Raw genomic sequence first — 17001 nt, forward strand, 5'->3', positions numbered from 1 at the left:
CTTACTGAGGGAAAAAATGGAGAAAAAATTTAGTTGGTATGTAAGTGGTTGTCATGAAGCATATGCTTATCTTTCTGGATTAAAACTTGATGAAATTTATAAAGATTATTTTTCTTGTGCAAAAGCATTTGAGGTAGGTAGAAAAAAAATTAAAGAAATATTTGGGGAGCAGGTAGTAGTTGGTTCTCCTTCCTGTGCTCCAATTTCTTATGGTCATATAATATGTTTGGGAGTTCCTGTAAGTTTTCCAGAGGACTCGGAACCAGGTGTAAGGCCAATTTATAAAAATATTGATGAAGGTATTGACGCATTAAAAAAAGATGTTGATTTTAGCAAAAATGAATTATTTAAACATTATTTAGGTATGTGGGAATATTTAAAAAATAAGTTTCCTGATGAAAAAGTTTATTTTTCTGGATTTGGATGGGAAGGTCCAATAACAACAGCAGTTCTTTTAAGAGGAACTGATTTTTATATGGATATTTTTGATTGTCCAGAAAAAGTCAAAAATTTTCTTTCTCTTGTAACAGAGAGTGTTATAAAATTCGTTTATTTCACAAGAAACATAAATAATGAGCCACCAATAAATTCTGAAAGTAGTGGGTTAGCCGATGACCTTTCAAGTTTAATTTCCCCTTCTTTATGGGATGAATTTGTAATTCCTTATTGGGAAAGATATTATAGTGGTTTAACCACTGGAAAAAGAACAATACATGTTGAAAACTTAAAACCAGAGCATCTTCCTTACCTTAAAAAAGTAAATATCTCTTATTATGACCCTTCTGTATCTCCTGCTTTAAGTCCAAAAATAATAAAAGAAAAAATAGATATACCATTTGAATGGCGACTCCCTTCATTTCAATTAAGAGATATGAAAAAAGGAGATGTAAGAAAATGGATTTATGAAATGATAAAGGAAGGGGCAGATACATTATTTCATATTATAGGGAAAGAATGTTGTTTAGGTAATAATCCTGATAAAGTAAAGGAATTCATTAAAACATGTAAAGAAATAGAAAAAGGAGAAGATTATGGGAAAATTAGCAATTGAAGGTGGAAAGCCGGTAAGAGAAAAACCAATGCCAGGAAGAATTATGTTTGGTGAAGAGGAAAAAAAGGTAGTTATGGAACTTATTGAAGGTGGGATAAAAGGAACAACAGAAAAATTTCTTGATAGATATGCAGGAGAAAATGTTAATAAATATGAAGAAGAATTTGCAAAATTTTTTGGTATGAAATTTGCAACAGCAGTAAGTTCAGGAACAGCAGCAGTTCATTCTGCAATCGCGTCTCTTGATTTAGAGCCAGGAAGTGAAATTATAACAAGTCCAATAACAGATCCTGGAACAGTCATGCCTATTTTATTTCAAGGGCTTATACCTATTTTTGCTGATGTTGATTTTGATACATTGAACATAACATCTGAAACAATTGAAAAAGTTATTACAAAAAAAACAAAGGGTATAATTCCAGTTCATTTAGCAGGAGTTCCATGCCAGATAGACAAAATAATGAAGTTAGGTAAAAAATATAAATTGAAAGTTATTGAAGATTGTGCACAAGCACATTTTTCAATTTATAAAAATAAATATGTAGGGACTTTTGGTGATATAGGTGTTTTTTCTTTAATGAGTGGAAAACATATGACAAGTGGAGGACAGGGTGGGATGGTTATAACTAACAATGAAAAATATTATTGGAATGCAAAAAGGTTTGCTGATAGAGGAAAACCATTTGGGATAAAAAATCCAAAAGGAAATATTTCTATTGGTTTAAATTATAGAATGACAGAATTAGAAGGTGCCATTGGGAGGGTCCAGTTAAAAAAGATAAAGGTAGTTGCAGAAAAACGATACAAAATAGTTGAGAAATTAAGAGATGGTTTTTCATCTTTCAAAACATTTTCTTTATGGAAAAAGCCCGATGAAAGCAAACCAAATTATTGGTTTTGCTTTGTTTGTGTTGATGATAAAAAATTAAAAGTTGATAAATGGAAAACAGCAGAAGCACTAAGAGCAGAGGGTATGCCAGTAGGTGCTCATTATGTTATTCCCATGTACGAAAATCCATTTATTAAAAATAGGAAAACATTTGGGAATAGCAGTTATCCGTTTAATCCATTTAATCCAAATATTAAGTATAAATGTCCTGTTGCAGAAAAAACATTAAATTCACATATAACTTTATACATACATGAATGTTTTACAGATAAAGAAATTGAAGATATATTAAAGGCATTTGATAAAGTTGAAAGTGCCTATCTAAAATAGGAGGAAAAAATGATATTTCACATGTTTAGAGTTGATTATCCTGATAATTGGGATAAATTAAAAGAATTAAATTTAGAAAAATTGGCAAAAATTAAGAAAGAGTTATACAAAGTAGATATTGAGTGGGTTGTTGGTTCATTTGGAACATTTCCTGGACAGGGATATATGGTAAGTTTTAATACACCATATTTTGAGAAGTATCCTGGACTTGGTGATTTTGATTATATAAGAGAATATCTCCCTTACGCAAAAAAATATGGAATAAAATTGGTATCTTATTTAAATCTTCACTGGTTTTCTTATGAATTTGCTTCAAAACATTATGATTGGCAACAAATAACTTATGATGGGAAAATTTATGGGGAAAAATATCCTTTATATGGAAATGGAACTACATTTTGTATAAACTCTCCTTTTAGGGAATGGGCGTTAAAGATGATGGAAGAAGTTATGAAAACAGGAATAGATGGTGTTTTTCTTGATGGTCCTGGAATTTTTCCTGAAAGTTGTTATTGCGAGTATTGTAGAAAAAAATTTAAAGAAGAAACCGGCCATGACTTACCTGAATGGGAAAATTGGTCTGACCCCATCTGGAAGGAATTTTTACTTTTTAGAAAAAAGTCGTTTTTAAAGTTTATGGAAGATGCAAAGAAAGTTGTAAAAAGAATAAACAAAGATGGGATTATTTTTATAAATTCTTCACATCTTCCTGAATGGGGAATTCCAAGATATATTGGGGAACTTGAACAATATCAGGATTTTAACCTCTCTGAGGCATTTTATCATTTAGGGAGTGTTAGAGATTACTTTTTTTATTATTTTGTTGCAAAATACCTAAAAGTGAGTGAAAAACCATCTTCTGCTGCAATGCATCATGCTGCTGGTATCTGGCATTGGATACCTCTTTATCCCCAAGAAGTAAAAATGAGTATAAGTCAAAATTTATGTGTTAAAAATTGTTTATGGACTGCTGTTTTAAATGGAAATGATATTGAAAATCCAGAGTACTGGCAACCAATAAAAGAAGTAATGGAAAAAGTTGAGGATAAAAAGGAAATTTTTGATAAAGGCAAAACTTATGCACCAGTTGGATTATATGTTTCTTCTTCCACCGTTTATTTTTATATTTCAGAAATTAAAGGAATATACACAGAAGAAGAAAAGGTAAAAGAAGAAAATCTTGTTTTAAAAAGAGAGAAAGAAGTTAAGAAAGATAAGAAACATAAATGTGATGATATAACATATAAAGAATTGAGTGGATTTTTTGAAGTACTTGTTCGTTCCCATATACCATTTAAAATAATAAATGAGAATATCCTTGAAGAAAATCTCAAAAAATTAGATGTTTTAATTTTACCAAATACTACCTGTCTTTCAGAAAAAGAAATTTCTTTAATTAATGATTTTGTGAAGAAAGGCGGAAAATTAATAATGAGTTTTGAAAGTGGATGGTATGATGAATATGGAAACAAAAGAGAAAAAAATCCATTTATTGATTTTGAAATAGAAGATAATTTTCCTTTAAGAAACGCAGAGCAATATTGTATATTTGAGGTAGAAACAGGAAAATATAAAAAAGGAAGATTAGTTCCAAGACCTTCTTATTCATTAAAGATAAAAACAAAAGAGAAAGTAATTCTCTCATTTATAAAACCATCAAAAGGGACATATTCCTATTGTATAGAGAAGTCAGATTATCCAGCAATTATTAAAAAAATCGAAGGGAAAGGAAAGATAATTTATTTTTCTAATCTTCCTGGAGAATTTTATAATTCATTTCATCCTCTTGAATGGGAAAATATAATAAGTGAAATAATAAAAGAGAAAATTGAATTTGAAATAAAAGTTGATGCTCCTTCAACTACAATAACTGAATTTTATAAAGATAGTGATAACTGGATAATACATATTGTTAATTCAACAGGTGATATGAAAAGACCTGTTTCAGAAATTATTCCTGTTGATGTAAAAATAGAAATAAAAGGTAAATTTGAACTTTCTGAAAGAGTTTTTGAAGATGGAAATTTAAAAATTGAAAAGGAAAAAGACAAAACAAATATAACACTTGAAGGCATTTCTCTTTATGAAATTATTTATTTAAGGAGAGCAGAATGAAAGTATATATAATGACTGATTTAGAAGGAGTTGCAGGAGTAGTTGATTTTGAAAGTCAAACATATAACACAGGAAAGTATTATGAAATAGCAAAAGGACTATTAACAGAAGAAGTAAATTCCTGTTGTGATGGATTAGTAGAGGTAGGGGTTGATGAAATTTTTGTTAGTGATGGTCATGGGTCTGGGGGAATATTGCCTGAAAAAATACACCGAGAGGCAAAACTTTTACATGGAAGACCTCTTCCGAAATTTTGGGAAATTGATAAAAAATGGGATTGTATTTTTCTACTATCTCACCATAGTATGCATGGAACCAAAAATGGAAATTTAAATCATACATATTCAAGCAGGTCAATAGTAAAAATGGAATTAAATGGAGAAAAAATAGGAGAAATAGGAATTGGAGTATATCTTGCTGGTTGGTTTAATATACCGGTGGTTTTTATCAGTGGAGATGAAGCAGCATGTGAAGAGGCAGGAAAATATGTTCCTAATATAGAAAAAGCAATTGTAAAGTGGGGAATTACCAGAACTTCTGCAATTTCACTTTCTCCAATAAAAGCAAGAGAAATAATAAAAGAAAAAGCAAAAAAGGCAATAGAAAAAATTGATAAAATAAAACCAGTAAAATTTGAGGGAGAATGTGAACTTCTTATTGAATTTATTTCTACTTCTGATGCTTTTGGTTTTGTGAAAAGACCTTTTTTTGAAAAAGTTAATGAAACAACAGTAAAAGTTAAAGGTAAAAACTTTCTTGAACTTTTTGAAAGGTATTTTTATTAAGTGGATATAAAAATGTAATAAAGACAAATGGAAAAATGAAATTAGATTAATTAGAAATAGAAAGCTATCTTACAACACTTATAATAATAGAGAATTGAATCAGTGATAAAAATTCCAGATGAGATGATACGATAAAAGTCAAAAAGTGGTGAATACTCTGGGATAAGTAGTAAAATAAAAAGAAATCCTGGAGTAGATAGGTTATAAGTGAATTTTTCCTTGGGGCGAAAAAAAGGACCTCGTAAAGGAGATTAACAGGCACCTATAACTGAATATTCACTACAGGATATTAGAGCCTGAATAGGAGGATGGTGTTCACCAAGATATATCTCTACTCCGAAGGATAACAAAAAATGCAGGACAGAATGGGAAGATATATCGGAGTGGATTTGCATAAGAGGAGTTTTGCAGTATGTTATAGAAGTAAGGCAGGGGAGATAGAAGAGAAAGAGTATAGTATGACGGAGGCAGGGATAGAGGAATTCAAAAAGAGGATAAAGAAGACAGATGAAGTAGGTGTAGAAGCGACGAGGAATACAGGATATTTTATAGGAGAGATAGAGAATAGTGTAGGTAGTATAAAAGTAATAAATCCGACACAATTTAAAATAATAGCCAACTCAGTAAAAAAAACAGACAAAATATCTGCCAAGACAATAGCGAAGTATTTAAGTAAGGGGTTAATTCCGGAGGTAAGGATGAGAAGCAAAGAGCAGATGGAGACACTGGGTTTAATAGGGACGAGGGACAAATTGGTGAAATTAAGAACATCATTGAAGAACAAGATACACAATATATTAAATGCTAATGGGATAATCACCAAGAAAGAGATGTTCAGTTCAGATAAAGGGTTGGATAAGATATTAGAGATAGATTTAGATGAAGGATATTTATTTGAATTAAGATTGATAGTAGAACAGCTACATCATTTAAACGAGACAATAAAGACCATAGACAAGGAATTAGCCAAGAGAGGGAAGAAAATGAAGGGGTTTAAGAATATAACATCAATGACAGGAATAAGTAATACATCAGGGACAATTTTATTAAGTGTGATAGGAGAGAAAAATGATTTTGAAAGAGATAAGAAGTTATCAGCATTTTTATGGTTAGTTCCGATGGTATATGCATCAGGGGATACAGTTCGCTATGGTATGATAACTAAAATGGGTAATAAGATAGGGAGAACAACAGTGGTACAATCAACATTGGTAGCAATAAAATATAATGAGTATTTAAGGAATTTTTATTTAAGGTTGAAAGCGAAGAAAGGGAGTGGTAAAGCAATAATAGCAACAGCAAGGAAGTATTTAACAATAATTTATAAAACACTGAGATATAATTTAGTTTTTGAGGATATTAATCATTTTAAGTTAGCAGAAAGTAGTTAAAAAATAACTTGTTGGAGTAGAGTTTTTTGACTCTTAACATAGGAAGATAAGATGGAATGGTGGAAAAAAGAACCTTTAAGAGTAATTGAAATTGCACATGGATATGAAATTAATGAAAAAATGAAGGTGTTAAAAGAATTGAATGCAAATATGGAGCACCTTACAAGATACAATGCTTCGGAGTTGTTTCCATCAGAAGAATTTAGTCTTCATAGTGGAATTTTATTAAAACCTGATGATTTTGATAAATACTTAAAAGAAGCACATACAATTGGAGTAAAAGTAGTATTTTATTATAATGTTCATGCTGTAAATATTCAATATGCTAAAAAACGGCCTGATTGGCAACAGATTTGTGAAGATGGAAAGGCAATTGATAATGTATATGAAACATATTCTTCTTTTTGTGTGAATAGTGGTTGGAGAAATGAAGTATTTGAAATGTTAAAGAAAATTTGTAAATTTGGATTTGATGGAATTTTTTATGATGGTCCGATATTTTTTGCTAATACTTGTTATTGCGAGAGTTGTAAAAGATTATTTAAGGGAAAATATGGTTATCAATTGCCACAAAAGACATCCTTAAGTAAAGATAGAGAAAATTCTCAATGGAAAGATATAATTGAATTCCAGTCAGATGCTATTGAGAGATTTTTAGAAGATTCAAATAATGTAATAAAAAGTGTAAATCCATCAGTTCTTTTCTATATGAACTGCAATACTCTTGCTCCAACATGGCCAACAGGAAGGAATAATAGAAAAATAATAAGAAAAACAGATATTCTTGGTGCAGAAGGCGGATTTTTATATTATGGGTTAAATGAACCAATTTATAAACCAGGTGCAACTGCAAAATTTCTAAATTCTCAGGCATATGGAAAACCAGCAGTAGTATTTTGTGCAGGGAAACAATGTCCCTGGAATTTTTCTATTTTACCAAAAGGAGAAATTACACTTTTTTATACTCAAACAATAACTCATGGAGCAAATGTCTGGCTTGCTTTATGTGTAGATGAAGATGTAAGAAAATATAAACAACAGGTAAATATAATAAAAAGATTTAATAAATTTATAAAAGAAAATCCATCCCCATTTATTGATAATACAAGTTCATGTGCAAAAACACTTTTAATTTTTCCTCAAAGGAGTTTAGATTTTTATGAGGGTTCATCAGTTCCATTAACTGATTTTACTAAAGAAATAAAAGGAGAAAAAGCAGGGAATTTAATTGAGGAATTTTATGGCTTTTATGATTCTCTTGTTAGAGTCCATATTCCATTTGATGTTAGTGATGAGGAAGGGATTTTAAATATTGAAAACGATAAATATGACCTTATAATTTTTCCTAATGCTGTATCTCTGGCTGATAAAGAAGTTGAAAAAATAGAAGGTTTTGTAAAAGATGGCGGTAATATAATATCTTCATTTGAAACATCCTCACATAATTATGGTAAGAGATTAGAAAAATTTAAACTTGGCAAAATTTTAGGTATAGATGACATTGGTAAGATATTTGGTCCATTAAGGTGGGATTCTATTTTTATAGATGGAAAAATTATTTTCTCTCCCGAATATGGAATTGAAATAAAAACAAAAGGGAAAATAATTTCTTATTTTGCAAAGCCCTTACCTGGCTCTTATTCAAAAAGACCAGAAATTTCAGAAATTCCATTTATAGTTGAAAATAAATATGGGAAAGGTAAATCAATTTATTTTGCAGGAACAATTGGCTCTTCAATATATAAATATCATTTTCCTGAATATTATAAACTCCTTTCAAGTTTTTATAATTCATTAAGTAGAAAAATTTTAGAAATAGAAAATGCACCAACTTCTTTGGAAATTTCAATAAGAGAGAATGAAAAGTTTTATTATATCTACTTTATAAATTTCACATCTGAAATGAAAAGACCAATAGAGGAAATAATGCCTATAAGAGATATAAAAGTTAAATTTTTTACAAATTCAAAAATTGGAGATGTTTATTCTTTATGGAATAAAGAAAAACTTACTTTTAAAAAAGCAAAAGGAAAGATAATTTTTAATATACCAATAATTAAAGAATATGAAATAATTAGGGTAAAAAAGGAGGAAAAATGATTGATTTTCATACACATATTGGTAAATGTTTTTATGGAAGGAAAATACTTACTGGGAAAAAATTAGTTAAGAAAATGGATGAATTAGGAATTGAGAAGTCGGTTATATTGCCTATTGAAAATCCAGAAGAAACGCAATGGTATTCTACAACTGATTATATTTTAAGGGTCTCTAAAAGATATAAGGAAAGATTAATTCCTTTTTGTAATGTTGACCCAAGGAGAGGAATGAATAATGGAGAAGACCCATATATTGGAAAAATGATTGAAGAATATGTAAAAAAGGGATGTAATGGATTTGGAGAAGTTCTTGCAAATTTGGAGTTTAATGACAAAAGGATGAAGTATATTTATAGAATTTGTGGTGAGTTAAAACTACCAGTTCTTTTTCATTTAGGTGGAGTTCCAGGGAAGTCAACAATTGGTTTAACTGATAAACTTGGACTACCATTTATGGAAGAAGTGTTAAGTGAATTTCCAGAAACACTTTTTATTGCACATGGTCCTGGCTGGTGGGCAGAAATTTCCTCAGATGTAAAAGAAAAAGATAGAGATGGATATCCAAAAGGAAAAATTGAGAAAGCAGGAAAGGTCTGCTATTTACTTGAAAATTATCCCAATATCTATGCTGACTTATCTGCTGGCAGTGCATATAATGCATTAACGAGAGATAATGACTTTGGAATTGAGTTTTTAAAAAAACATTATAGAAAACTTCTATTTGCAACTGATTATCTATCTGTTGGTCAGGAACTTGAAATTGTAGATTATATGAAAAATGTGAAAATTCCAGAAGAAATTAAAAAAATGGTCACAAAAGAAAATGCAAAAAAGATTTTGAAAATGGAGGGATGAAATGGAAAAATTGGCAATTTTGGGAGGAGAGAAAGCAGTAAAAAATGAGAATGAAGAAATTTTTAAATGGCCCATAGTTAATAAAGAAATGGAAGATAAGGTATTAGATGTTTTAAGGGCAGGAAAAATGTCAGAAACAGATATAACAATGGAATTTGAAAAAGAATATGCAAATTGGTATGGGATGAAATATGCATTAGGGACAAATAATGGAACTGCTGCTTTACATTGTGCATTTTATGGAATTAGGATTGGTCCAGGAGATGAGGTTATATGTCCATCAGTTACCTATTGGGCTTCATGTATACCTGTCTTATCACTTGGAGGAACAGTTGTTTTTGCAGATATTGACCCGGAAACATTAAGCGTTGACCCTGATGATATAGAAAGAAAAATTAGTGAGAAAACAAAATGTATAATTGTTGTTCATTATTGTGGGTATCCAGCAGATATGGATAGAATTATGAAAATAGCAGAGAAATATAAATTAAAAGTTGTTGAAGATTGTTCTCACTCACATGGTTCCTTATATAAAGGGAAATTAACAGGGACATTTGGTGATGTATCTGCTTTTTCAATAATGAGTGGAAAGGCATTTGCAGTTGGAGAAGGTGGGATAATGCTAACAAATAACAGAGAAATTTATGAAAGAGGGATTGTTTTTGGACATTATGAAAGACATAATGAATTAACAATTGACTATTTAAAAGATGGAGCAGGGCTTCCGTGGGGTGGTTATAAATATAGGATGCATCAGATGTCATCAGCGGTTGGTCTTGTTCAAATAAAAAAATATAAAAAGGAGATGGAAGAAATAGATAAAGCAATGAATTATTTTTGGGATTTACTTGAAGGAGTTGCTGGTATCAGAGCATTAAGACCGCTAAAAAATTCCTCTCTTACGATGGGTGGTTGGTATTCTGCAAAGGGAAAATATTATAGTGAAGAATTAGGTGGGTTATCTATTACAAAATTTTGTGAAGCAGCGAGAGCCGAAGGAGTACCTTTAAGTCCTGGATGTAATAAACCATTACATACTCATCCTGTTTTTCAAAACATAGATATTTATAATGAAGGTAAACCAACAATAATATCAAAAGCAGCAAGAGATGTAAGAAAATTATATAAATCACTGCCTATATCAGAAGGTATAAATAAAAAAGTATTTTCAGTTCCATGGTTTAAAAAATTTGTACCTGAAATTATTGAACAATATGCTTATGGAATAAAAAAAGTTGTAAGTAATTATAAGGAATTGTTGAAATATGATGAAGGGGACCCGGAAGAAATTGGTGGATGGAGTTTAACATTCCATAGGTAATTTATAATACAAGTTGAAAAAACACAAATAAAAAAGGAAAAAGTAGCAGGATAAGAAGATAAAAAATAAGTCATTAGGATGTTGTTATGGAGTGCTTGCTACTGAAATATAAGATGCTTAGGTAGTGTCAAAAATAGATGAAAAAGAGATGAAAGAGAAAAAACACTCTTCAAATCCCCCTCAATCCCCGTTGTGCCTATTGAAATACATTACAGCACCAACTCTGTGTGCTAAACTTTGCAACTTTAGTCAGTTTACTAAAGGGGGAAGTAATGAGGGAAATACTCCTTCCCTTTATAAGGGAAGGAGGGCTCGCCCGTAGGGCTATGCCCGAGGGGATGGATTTCAACTTTTCACATTTCACCTGTCTTTGTGAGAAAATGTAAGGTGAATTTGGGGAGATAATTTTGGCAATACCCAAATAAAAAGCAGGAGAGAAAAAATGAAAATATATATAATGACTGATTTGGAAGGAGTTGCAGGAGTACTTGATTTTGATAATTGGTGTAGTCCTGAAAGTAGATATTATGAGGTAGCAAAAGAGTTTCTAACAATGGAAGTAAATTCAGCAGTTGAAGGATTTTTTGAAGGAGGAATAAAAGAAATAGTTGTTGCTGATGGGCATGGTCCAGGTGGAATAAATCCAAAACTTCTTGATAAAAGAGTAAAACTTTTAAGAGGATGGCAAAAGTGGCCATTATTATTGGATAAGTCGTATGATTTTGTTGCTTTTGTGGGACAACATGCTAAATCAAGAACAGAATTTGCTCATATAGCACATACACAAAGTTTTTCATATTTTGAAATGAGAATAAATGATATAGCAATTGGAGAATTTGGGCAATTTTCTATGTGTGCAAGTGAATTGGGAGTAAGGACAATATTTGCATCAGGAGATAAAGCATTATGTAAAGAAGCAGAAGAACTTATTCCTGGAATTGTGACTATCACTGTAAAAGAAGGAACTACACCAGGAAAAGGTGATGAGTGTCCAAGAGAAGCATATCGCAGAAGAAATAATGCTGCTATTCATTTACATTCAGAGAAAGCAAGAGAATTAATAAAAAAAACAGCGTATAAAGCAATAAAAAAAGCAATTGAATATCCGGACTGGGGAATTATTCCGTTAAAAGCCCCTTTTAAAAGAGTTGTTATATTTAGACCAGACCAAGATTTTGGTAAAAGAATATCAATAGAGGAACATTCAAGTAGTGTTATAGAGGTAATGAACATGCCTTATAACCCAAAAAACTATGATGAAATTTAATAAAATAAATGGAATATTTTGAAAAAATATTAGAAAACGCTTTATTTTTATTAATAGTAATAAATCCTGTAAGTAAAATTTTAATAATAAATTCATTAATAGACGAAGGAAAACAATTTATAAAAAATATTTCAGTTAAGTCATCTTATACAGGACTGATAATTCTTATAATTTTTGCAGTTGGAGGTAATTTTATTTTAAGAAATATTTTTAGAATAAACATTTATTCCCTTCAAATAGCAGGGGGAATTATACTTTTTCTCTTTGGACTAAATGCCTTATTAAAAGGGGGATTTGGAATAGATGAGACAAAAGATACAGAAGAAATTGCAATGATTACTCTTGCTTCAATGATAGCAGGACCAGGGACAATAACTGCAACTATTTCTTTATCTGCTGTTTATGGAGTAATTTCAGTATGTATTTCAATTATTCTGGCTGTCTTTATAAATTTTATTTTGATGATATATTCAATTGAAATAGGAAAGTTATTAGGAAAAAATTTATTAGGTCCACTTGTAAGATTAACTGGTTTTTTTATCTCAAGTATTGGAATGAATATGGCTTTTACTGGAATTAAGGAATTTTTAAAATAAAAAGAAGCATCAAAACTTTTGAAAGGAGATTAAAATGGAAGAATTATTATGTGGTATAAGTAAAGTAGATATAACTCCACCGGTTGGATATTATCTTCAAGGTCATTCAGGTAGAAATAAGCCATCTAAAAAAGTCCATGACCCTTTATATTTAAAATTAGTTTGTCTTTCCGATAAGAAAACGACATTATATATTTTAAGTTCAGACCTTATTGGTTTTTCTGAAGAATTCGTCCATAATACAAGGGAAGAATTAAAAAATAAGTTAAAAATATCTCCTGAAAATTTTCTTTTTACTTCATCTCATACACATACAGGGCCATTTATTGAAAGCACTTATGGGGGTAAAGATAAAGTTGACCCTGACTACTTAAAAATTTTGCAGAAAAAAATAGTCGGTGCTGCCATTGAATCAAGAGGAAATATGGAAAAAGTAAATGTAAGGGTAGGAAAAGGCAAGGTTAATATTGGCATTGTTAACAGAAGGAAAAAAACAAAAAAAGGTGTATATATGATGCCAAATTTTGAAGGTCCAATTGATGAAGATGTCTCAGTAATAAAATTTGAGAAAAAAGATGGAACTTCAAAAGTAATTTTATTTAACTATACATGTCATCCAACAACTTTATCAACTAAAATATATGAAATTTCTGCAGATTATCCAGGTGTAGCACAAAGGGAAATTGAAAAATCTTATTCGGGCTGTCTTGCTATGTTCACAAATGGATGTTGTGGAGATGTCAGACCTGCTCTTGTTGAAAATGGTCAATTTATAGGGGGAAATTTTGAAGATATTGAAAGAATGGGAAAAATTTTATTTGGAGAGGTTATAAAAGTTAGCGAAAAAAGTATATCACTAAAAGAGGTTAAATTGAATAGTAAAATTGTTAACTTTAAATTTCAACTTGAAGATAAATTAATACCTAAAAATATAAAACATCTTGAAGAGATTGTTCAAAGTTATAAAAAACAATTTTCATATTTTGGACCTGATATAATAGAGGAGTGGAAAGAAGATATGAGAGGAAGAATTGAAAAGGGAGAAAAATTAAATAATTACATTGAAGGTTATTTACAATTTATCAAAATTGGGGATATTTTTATTTTAGGATTACCAGGAGAAATTATGGTAGAAATAGGAATTAAATTGAAAGAAAAAATAGGGAAAAATCTTATTATATTTGGCTATTCAAATGGGCTAATAGGTTATGTTCCAACTGCAAATGGAATAAAAGAAGGTGGATATGAAGCAGGGTCTTTCCTTTATCATAAATATCCAGCACCTTATTCAGAAAAAATGGAGAGCGATTTAATAAATGAAGTAATAAATCAGTTTAAGAAATTTTGAAAATTCAGATAATATTATCCAATTACAATAGTTAAAAATATAAGTGCATAGAATGGAAAGAAAGGGCATTGCTTTTCTGCAAAAAAAACATAATAAATTGTTTGGGAAAAATAAGTCATATCTTATAAAAGTGCCATTAAGAATATCCCCTCTTGGTGCTCATATTGACCATCAATTAGGAATTGTTTCCGGGATGACTATTGATAAATATATATTTTTTTTATTTAGCAAAAACAATAGTAAGAATGTTAAAATTTATAGTGAAAATTATAATGACTTTGTTGAATTTTCAATAAATAAAAATTTTAAAAAAGAAAATAGATGGTCCGATTATATAAAAGGTGCTGCTCATATTCTTAAAGAAAAATTTAGAATCAAAAACGGTATAAATGGAGTTGTTTATGGAGAAATATCAACAGGTGGTTTAAGTTCCTCCGCTGCAACCGGGATTTCTTATCTTCTTGCACTTGAAAAAGTTAATGAAATTGTAGTTGATAAAACAGAAAATATCTCATTGATGCAAAAAATAGAAAATGAATTTATCGGATTAAATAATGGAATTTTAGACCAATCAGTTATACTATTAAATTCCTTACATCCGCAATCTCTAATTTTTATTGACTGCAAATCTGGAAAATATAGGAATGTAATTCCAAAGAAGAAATTTGACTTTCAAATACTTATTGTCCACTCAGGGGTTAATAGAACCCTTTTAAATACAAACTATAATGAAAGAGTTAGTGAGTGTGAAGAAGCAGGAAAAATACTTTTAAAATTTGCAGGTAAAAAAATAAAAAAAAATATAAAATTAAGGGATGTTAAAAAAGAATATTTTGAAAAATTTAAAGATAAATTACCCGAAAACTTAAAGAAAAGGGCAACACATTTTTATTCAGAAATTGAAAGAGTTAAAAAAGGAGTTAAATACTGGGAGAAAGGAGAAATAGAGAAATTTGGCAAATTAATGAAAATGTCTGGTGAAAGTTCAATAAAAAATTATGAGTGTGGAATACCCGAAACAATCCAATTACATGACATTTTAAACTCTATTCCAGAAATTTATGGAGCAAGATTTAGTGGTGCTGGATTTGGTGGGAGTTGTATAGCATTAACAAAAGGTAATATTGAAAGGGAACAAATAATTGTGAACATTGAAAAAAAATATATACCAAAATTTCCTGAGTTAAAAGATAAATACAAGATATTTTTTACTAATCACGGGAGAAAACCAGAAATATTTGAATTATAATATAATTACTCCATCCATATTAACTTTGTTTTACTTCTTTTTTGTATAATTGGTCAATATCAGGAACTTTACCATTTTTTAGTTTGTATAACACTTCCCCTGCTTTTTCAACTACAAGTATTCCTTCATTTTCCCTGTTTTTATAATTTTCTCTGTCCAGAGTATCAGGATTAATATATCCCAAATTTATTTTCCGGCATATTTCTTCACTTATTCCTGTTGCAAGAATTACTTCAATTCTCGGTTTTTCAATTCCATCTATAAAAGTCCCTATTCCTTTAACATGTGTTGAATGAGCAAGAATACAACCAGGATAATTTTTAAATTTCTCCCATTGTTTTAGAAAATAATCTCTTGTATGATAACCAACTTCTTCTAAATATTTTCCGTGAGTATATGACACAACATTTATATGAGGAGCAAAAATAATAAGTTTTCCTCCATCAGCAACAACTGGTTCAAGTTTATACATACATTTTCCTGCTGTCCATATATCATCATACATAGGTGGTGCAACTGAAATTACCATATTAAATGGCATATCAACATATTTTATATTTATTTTTGAAGAAAGTTGTGCTGCTTTTTCCCAGTCATCTGTATCACCAGCAAAAACACCGTAAATTAAGTTTTCATTTACTACATAGTTTATTAAATGAACTTTTTTATTTATAAATGAAGCTGCAATATTTATTACATCTCGGACAGGTGTTTTTATTACTCCATTTATTTTAGGATTTGTTATTAAAGCTCCTAACCAGTGGAATTTATGTAAAAATTCAGGACCGCAAATTCCTGGAAAAAAATACTTATAACCACCTGAAAAACCAACAACTTCATGGGGAAAAACAGGACCGGAAATAATTATTTCATCATATTGAAAGATTTTTCTATTTATTCTAACAGGAATATTTTCATTTAAAAGGGTGCTTATATATTCTCCCATCTGTTGTTTATTTATTATACCGATTTCTTCAAGTGCCTCTGAATTATTCCACTGGTGCTGGAAAATTTCTGTTTCTTCATTTCCTTTTATATCTAAAAATTCTCTTATTTTTTCATCAGACATTTCTGGATGTGTTCCAAGTGCAATCATAAAATCAATTTTTTTTACTTTCTTTTTTAGAATATCTAAAATTGAATGAAAAAAAAGAGCAGTTGGTCCTGACCTTGTTGTATCAGGAATTATCACAAGGACCTTTTTATTAGAAAAATCATTTTCTTTTGTTAAATAATTTTCCAAAATTTTTCTTATTTCCTCTTCACTAATTATTCTATTTACCTCTCCTTTACCTGTTCCCATATCTACCTCGTTTTTATTTAATATGGTACTTCCAAAAATCTCGTCTTATTTGCAATGTTTTGTGGTTAATCTTTGGGCGGATATAAAAATCCCCCTCACTCCCGTTGTACTATCTGAAGGACAATAACACACCAACTCTGCTTTGCTAATCATCCCCTCTTTTGTCGGGCTGTCAAAGGGGGAACATTTGTCTCCTTCCTTTATAAAAGGAAGGTGGGGATGGATTTCCTGTAATTTCCTTAAATCCCCCTCTCTCCCCGTTGTGCTATCTGGAAAATCTCCCCTAACCCCTCTTTACGAAAGAGGGGTGTATTTTGGAATAACGCACCAACTCTGCTTTTCTACCCTTTGCTTCTTTAGTCGGTTTGTTAAAGAGGAAATACACCTTCCCTTAAGAGAAGG

Annotated in this window: 13 protein-coding genes; 12 read left to right on the plus strand and 1 reads right to left on the minus strand. The window is 30.1% G+C overall.

The features are described 5' to 3' along the window. Positions 1 to 16: 16 nt before the first annotated feature. From PLW95_00535 to PLW95_00590, 12 genes are all read left to right on the plus strand, one after another. Positions 17 to 1051: a uroporphyrinogen decarboxylase family protein gene (locus tag PLW95_00535; protein ID HOV21155.1), complete on the plus strand. Its 1035-nt coding sequence runs from the start codon at positions 17 to 19 to the stop codon at positions 1049 to 1051. Further along, positions 1032 to 2270 carry a DegT/DnrJ/EryC1/StrS family aminotransferase gene (locus tag PLW95_00540; GenBank protein HOV21156.1) on the plus strand — a complete coding sequence of 413 codons (1239 nt, stop codon included), beginning with the start codon at positions 1032 to 1034 and terminating at the stop codon, positions 2268 to 2270. The genes PLW95_00535 and PLW95_00540 overlap by 20 nt, the downstream gene beginning before the upstream one ends. A 9-nt stretch (positions 2271 to 2279) precedes the next feature. Next, positions 2280 to 4385 carry a beta-galactosidase trimerization domain-containing protein gene (locus PLW95_00545; GenBank protein ID HOV21157.1) on the plus strand — a complete coding sequence of 702 codons (2106 nt, stop codon included), beginning with the start codon at positions 2280 to 2282 and terminating at the stop codon, positions 4383 to 4385. Beyond that, positions 4382 to 5170: a M55 family metallopeptidase gene (locus PLW95_00550; GenBank protein HOV21158.1), complete on the plus strand. Its 789-nt coding sequence runs from the start codon at positions 4382 to 4384 to the stop codon at positions 5168 to 5170. Before PLW95_00545 ends, PLW95_00550 begins: the two co-directional genes overlap by 4 nt. A gap of 365 nt (positions 5171 to 5535) precedes the next feature. Continuing rightward, positions 5536 to 6561: an IS110 family transposase gene (locus PLW95_00555; GenBank protein ID HOV21159.1), complete on the plus strand. Its 1026-nt coding sequence runs from the start codon at positions 5536 to 5538 to the stop codon at positions 6559 to 6561. 51 nt (positions 6562 to 6612) lie between these two features. Further along, complete coding sequence (locus PLW95_00560; protein HOV21160.1) at positions 6613 to 8661, plus strand: beta-galactosidase trimerization domain-containing protein; 2049 nt, start codon at positions 6613 to 6615, stop codon at positions 8659 to 8661. Next, positions 8658 to 9515: an amidohydrolase family protein gene (locus PLW95_00565; protein ID HOV21161.1), complete on the plus strand. Its 858-nt coding sequence runs from the start codon at positions 8658 to 8660 to the stop codon at positions 9513 to 9515. The genes PLW95_00560 and PLW95_00565 overlap by 4 nt, the downstream gene beginning before the upstream one ends. A gap of 1 nt (position 9516) precedes the next feature. Further along, positions 9517 to 10836 (plus strand): DegT/DnrJ/EryC1/StrS family aminotransferase, encoded by a 1320-nt coding sequence (locus PLW95_00570; GenBank protein ID HOV21162.1) that lies wholly within the window; start codon positions 9517 to 9519, stop codon positions 10834 to 10836. A gap of 442 nt (positions 10837 to 11278) precedes the next feature. Further along, the gene (locus PLW95_00575) at positions 11279 to 12103 is read left to right on the plus strand and encodes a M55 family metallopeptidase (GenBank protein ID HOV21163.1); all 825 of its coding nucleotides are present in this window, start codon (positions 11279 to 11281) and stop codon (positions 12101 to 12103) included. Between the two features lie 8 nt (positions 12104 to 12111). Continuing rightward, on the plus strand, positions 12112 to 12699 hold the full coding sequence (locus PLW95_00580; protein HOV21164.1) for a MarC family protein: 588 nt from the start codon (positions 12112 to 12114) through the stop codon (positions 12697 to 12699). Positions 12700 to 12733: 34 nt separating this feature from the next. Beyond that, positions 12734 to 14047 carry a neutral/alkaline non-lysosomal ceramidase N-terminal domain-containing protein gene (locus PLW95_00585; GenBank protein ID HOV21165.1) on the plus strand — a complete coding sequence of 438 codons (1314 nt, stop codon included), beginning with the start codon at positions 12734 to 12736 and terminating at the stop codon, positions 14045 to 14047. A gap of 52 nt (positions 14048 to 14099) precedes the next feature. Next, complete coding sequence (locus PLW95_00590; protein ID HOV21166.1) at positions 14100 to 15296, plus strand: galactokinase family protein; 1197 nt, start codon at positions 14100 to 14102, stop codon at positions 15294 to 15296. A gap of 19 nt (positions 15297 to 15315) precedes the next feature. Here PLW95_00590 and PLW95_00595 read toward each other — a convergent pair whose 3' ends face one another. Continuing rightward, entirely contained in the window at positions 15316 to 16599 is a 1284-nt protein-coding gene (locus tag PLW95_00595) for a lactate racemase domain-containing protein (GenBank protein HOV21167.1), read from the minus strand. Positions 16600 to 17001: the final 402 nt, after the last annotated feature.

This window comes from bacterium, from assembly GCA_035370465.1.
Lineage (GTDB): Bacteria > Ratteibacteria > UBA8468 > B48-G9 > JAFGKM01 > JAGGVW01.

Bases quoted from the DNA above. Each gene is read 5' to 3' on its own strand.
- PLW95_00535 (HOV21155.1), top strand. From the start codon at position 17: ATGGAGAAAAAATTTAGTTGGTATGTAAGTGGTTGTCATGAAGCATAT.
- PLW95_00540 (HOV21156.1), top strand. From the start codon at position 1,032: ATGGGAAAATTAGCAATTGAAGGTGGAAAGCCGGTAAGAGAAAAACCA.
- PLW95_00545 (HOV21157.1), top strand. From the start codon at position 2,280: ATGATATTTCACATGTTTAGAGTTGATTATCCTGATAATTGGGATAAA.
- PLW95_00550 (HOV21158.1), top strand. From the start codon at position 4,382: ATGAAAGTATATATAATGACTGATTTAGAAGGAGTTGCAGGAGTAGTT.
- PLW95_00555 (HOV21159.1), top strand. From the start codon at position 5,536: ATGGGAAGATATATCGGAGTGGATTTGCATAAGAGGAGTTTTGCAGTA.
- PLW95_00560 (HOV21160.1), top strand. From the start codon at position 6,613: ATGGAATGGTGGAAAAAAGAACCTTTAAGAGTAATTGAAATTGCACAT.
- PLW95_00565 (HOV21161.1), top strand. From the start codon at position 8,658: ATGATTGATTTTCATACACATATTGGTAAATGTTTTTATGGAAGGAAA.
- PLW95_00570 (HOV21162.1), top strand. From the start codon at position 9,517: ATGGAAAAATTGGCAATTTTGGGAGGAGAGAAAGCAGTAAAAAATGAG.
- PLW95_00575 (HOV21163.1), top strand. From the start codon at position 11,279: ATGAAAATATATATAATGACTGATTTGGAAGGAGTTGCAGGAGTACTT.
- PLW95_00580 (HOV21164.1), top strand. From the start codon at position 12,112: ATGGAATATTTTGAAAAAATATTAGAAAACGCTTTATTTTTATTAATA.
- PLW95_00585 (HOV21165.1), top strand. From the start codon at position 12,734: ATGGAAGAATTATTATGTGGTATAAGTAAAGTAGATATAACTCCACCG.
- PLW95_00590 (HOV21166.1), top strand. From the start codon at position 14,100: ATGGAAAGAAAGGGCATTGCTTTTCTGCAAAAAAAACATAATAAATTG.
- PLW95_00595 (HOV21167.1), bottom strand. From the start codon at position 16,599: ATGGGAACAGGTAAAGGAGAGGTAAATAGAATAATTAGTGAAGAGGAA.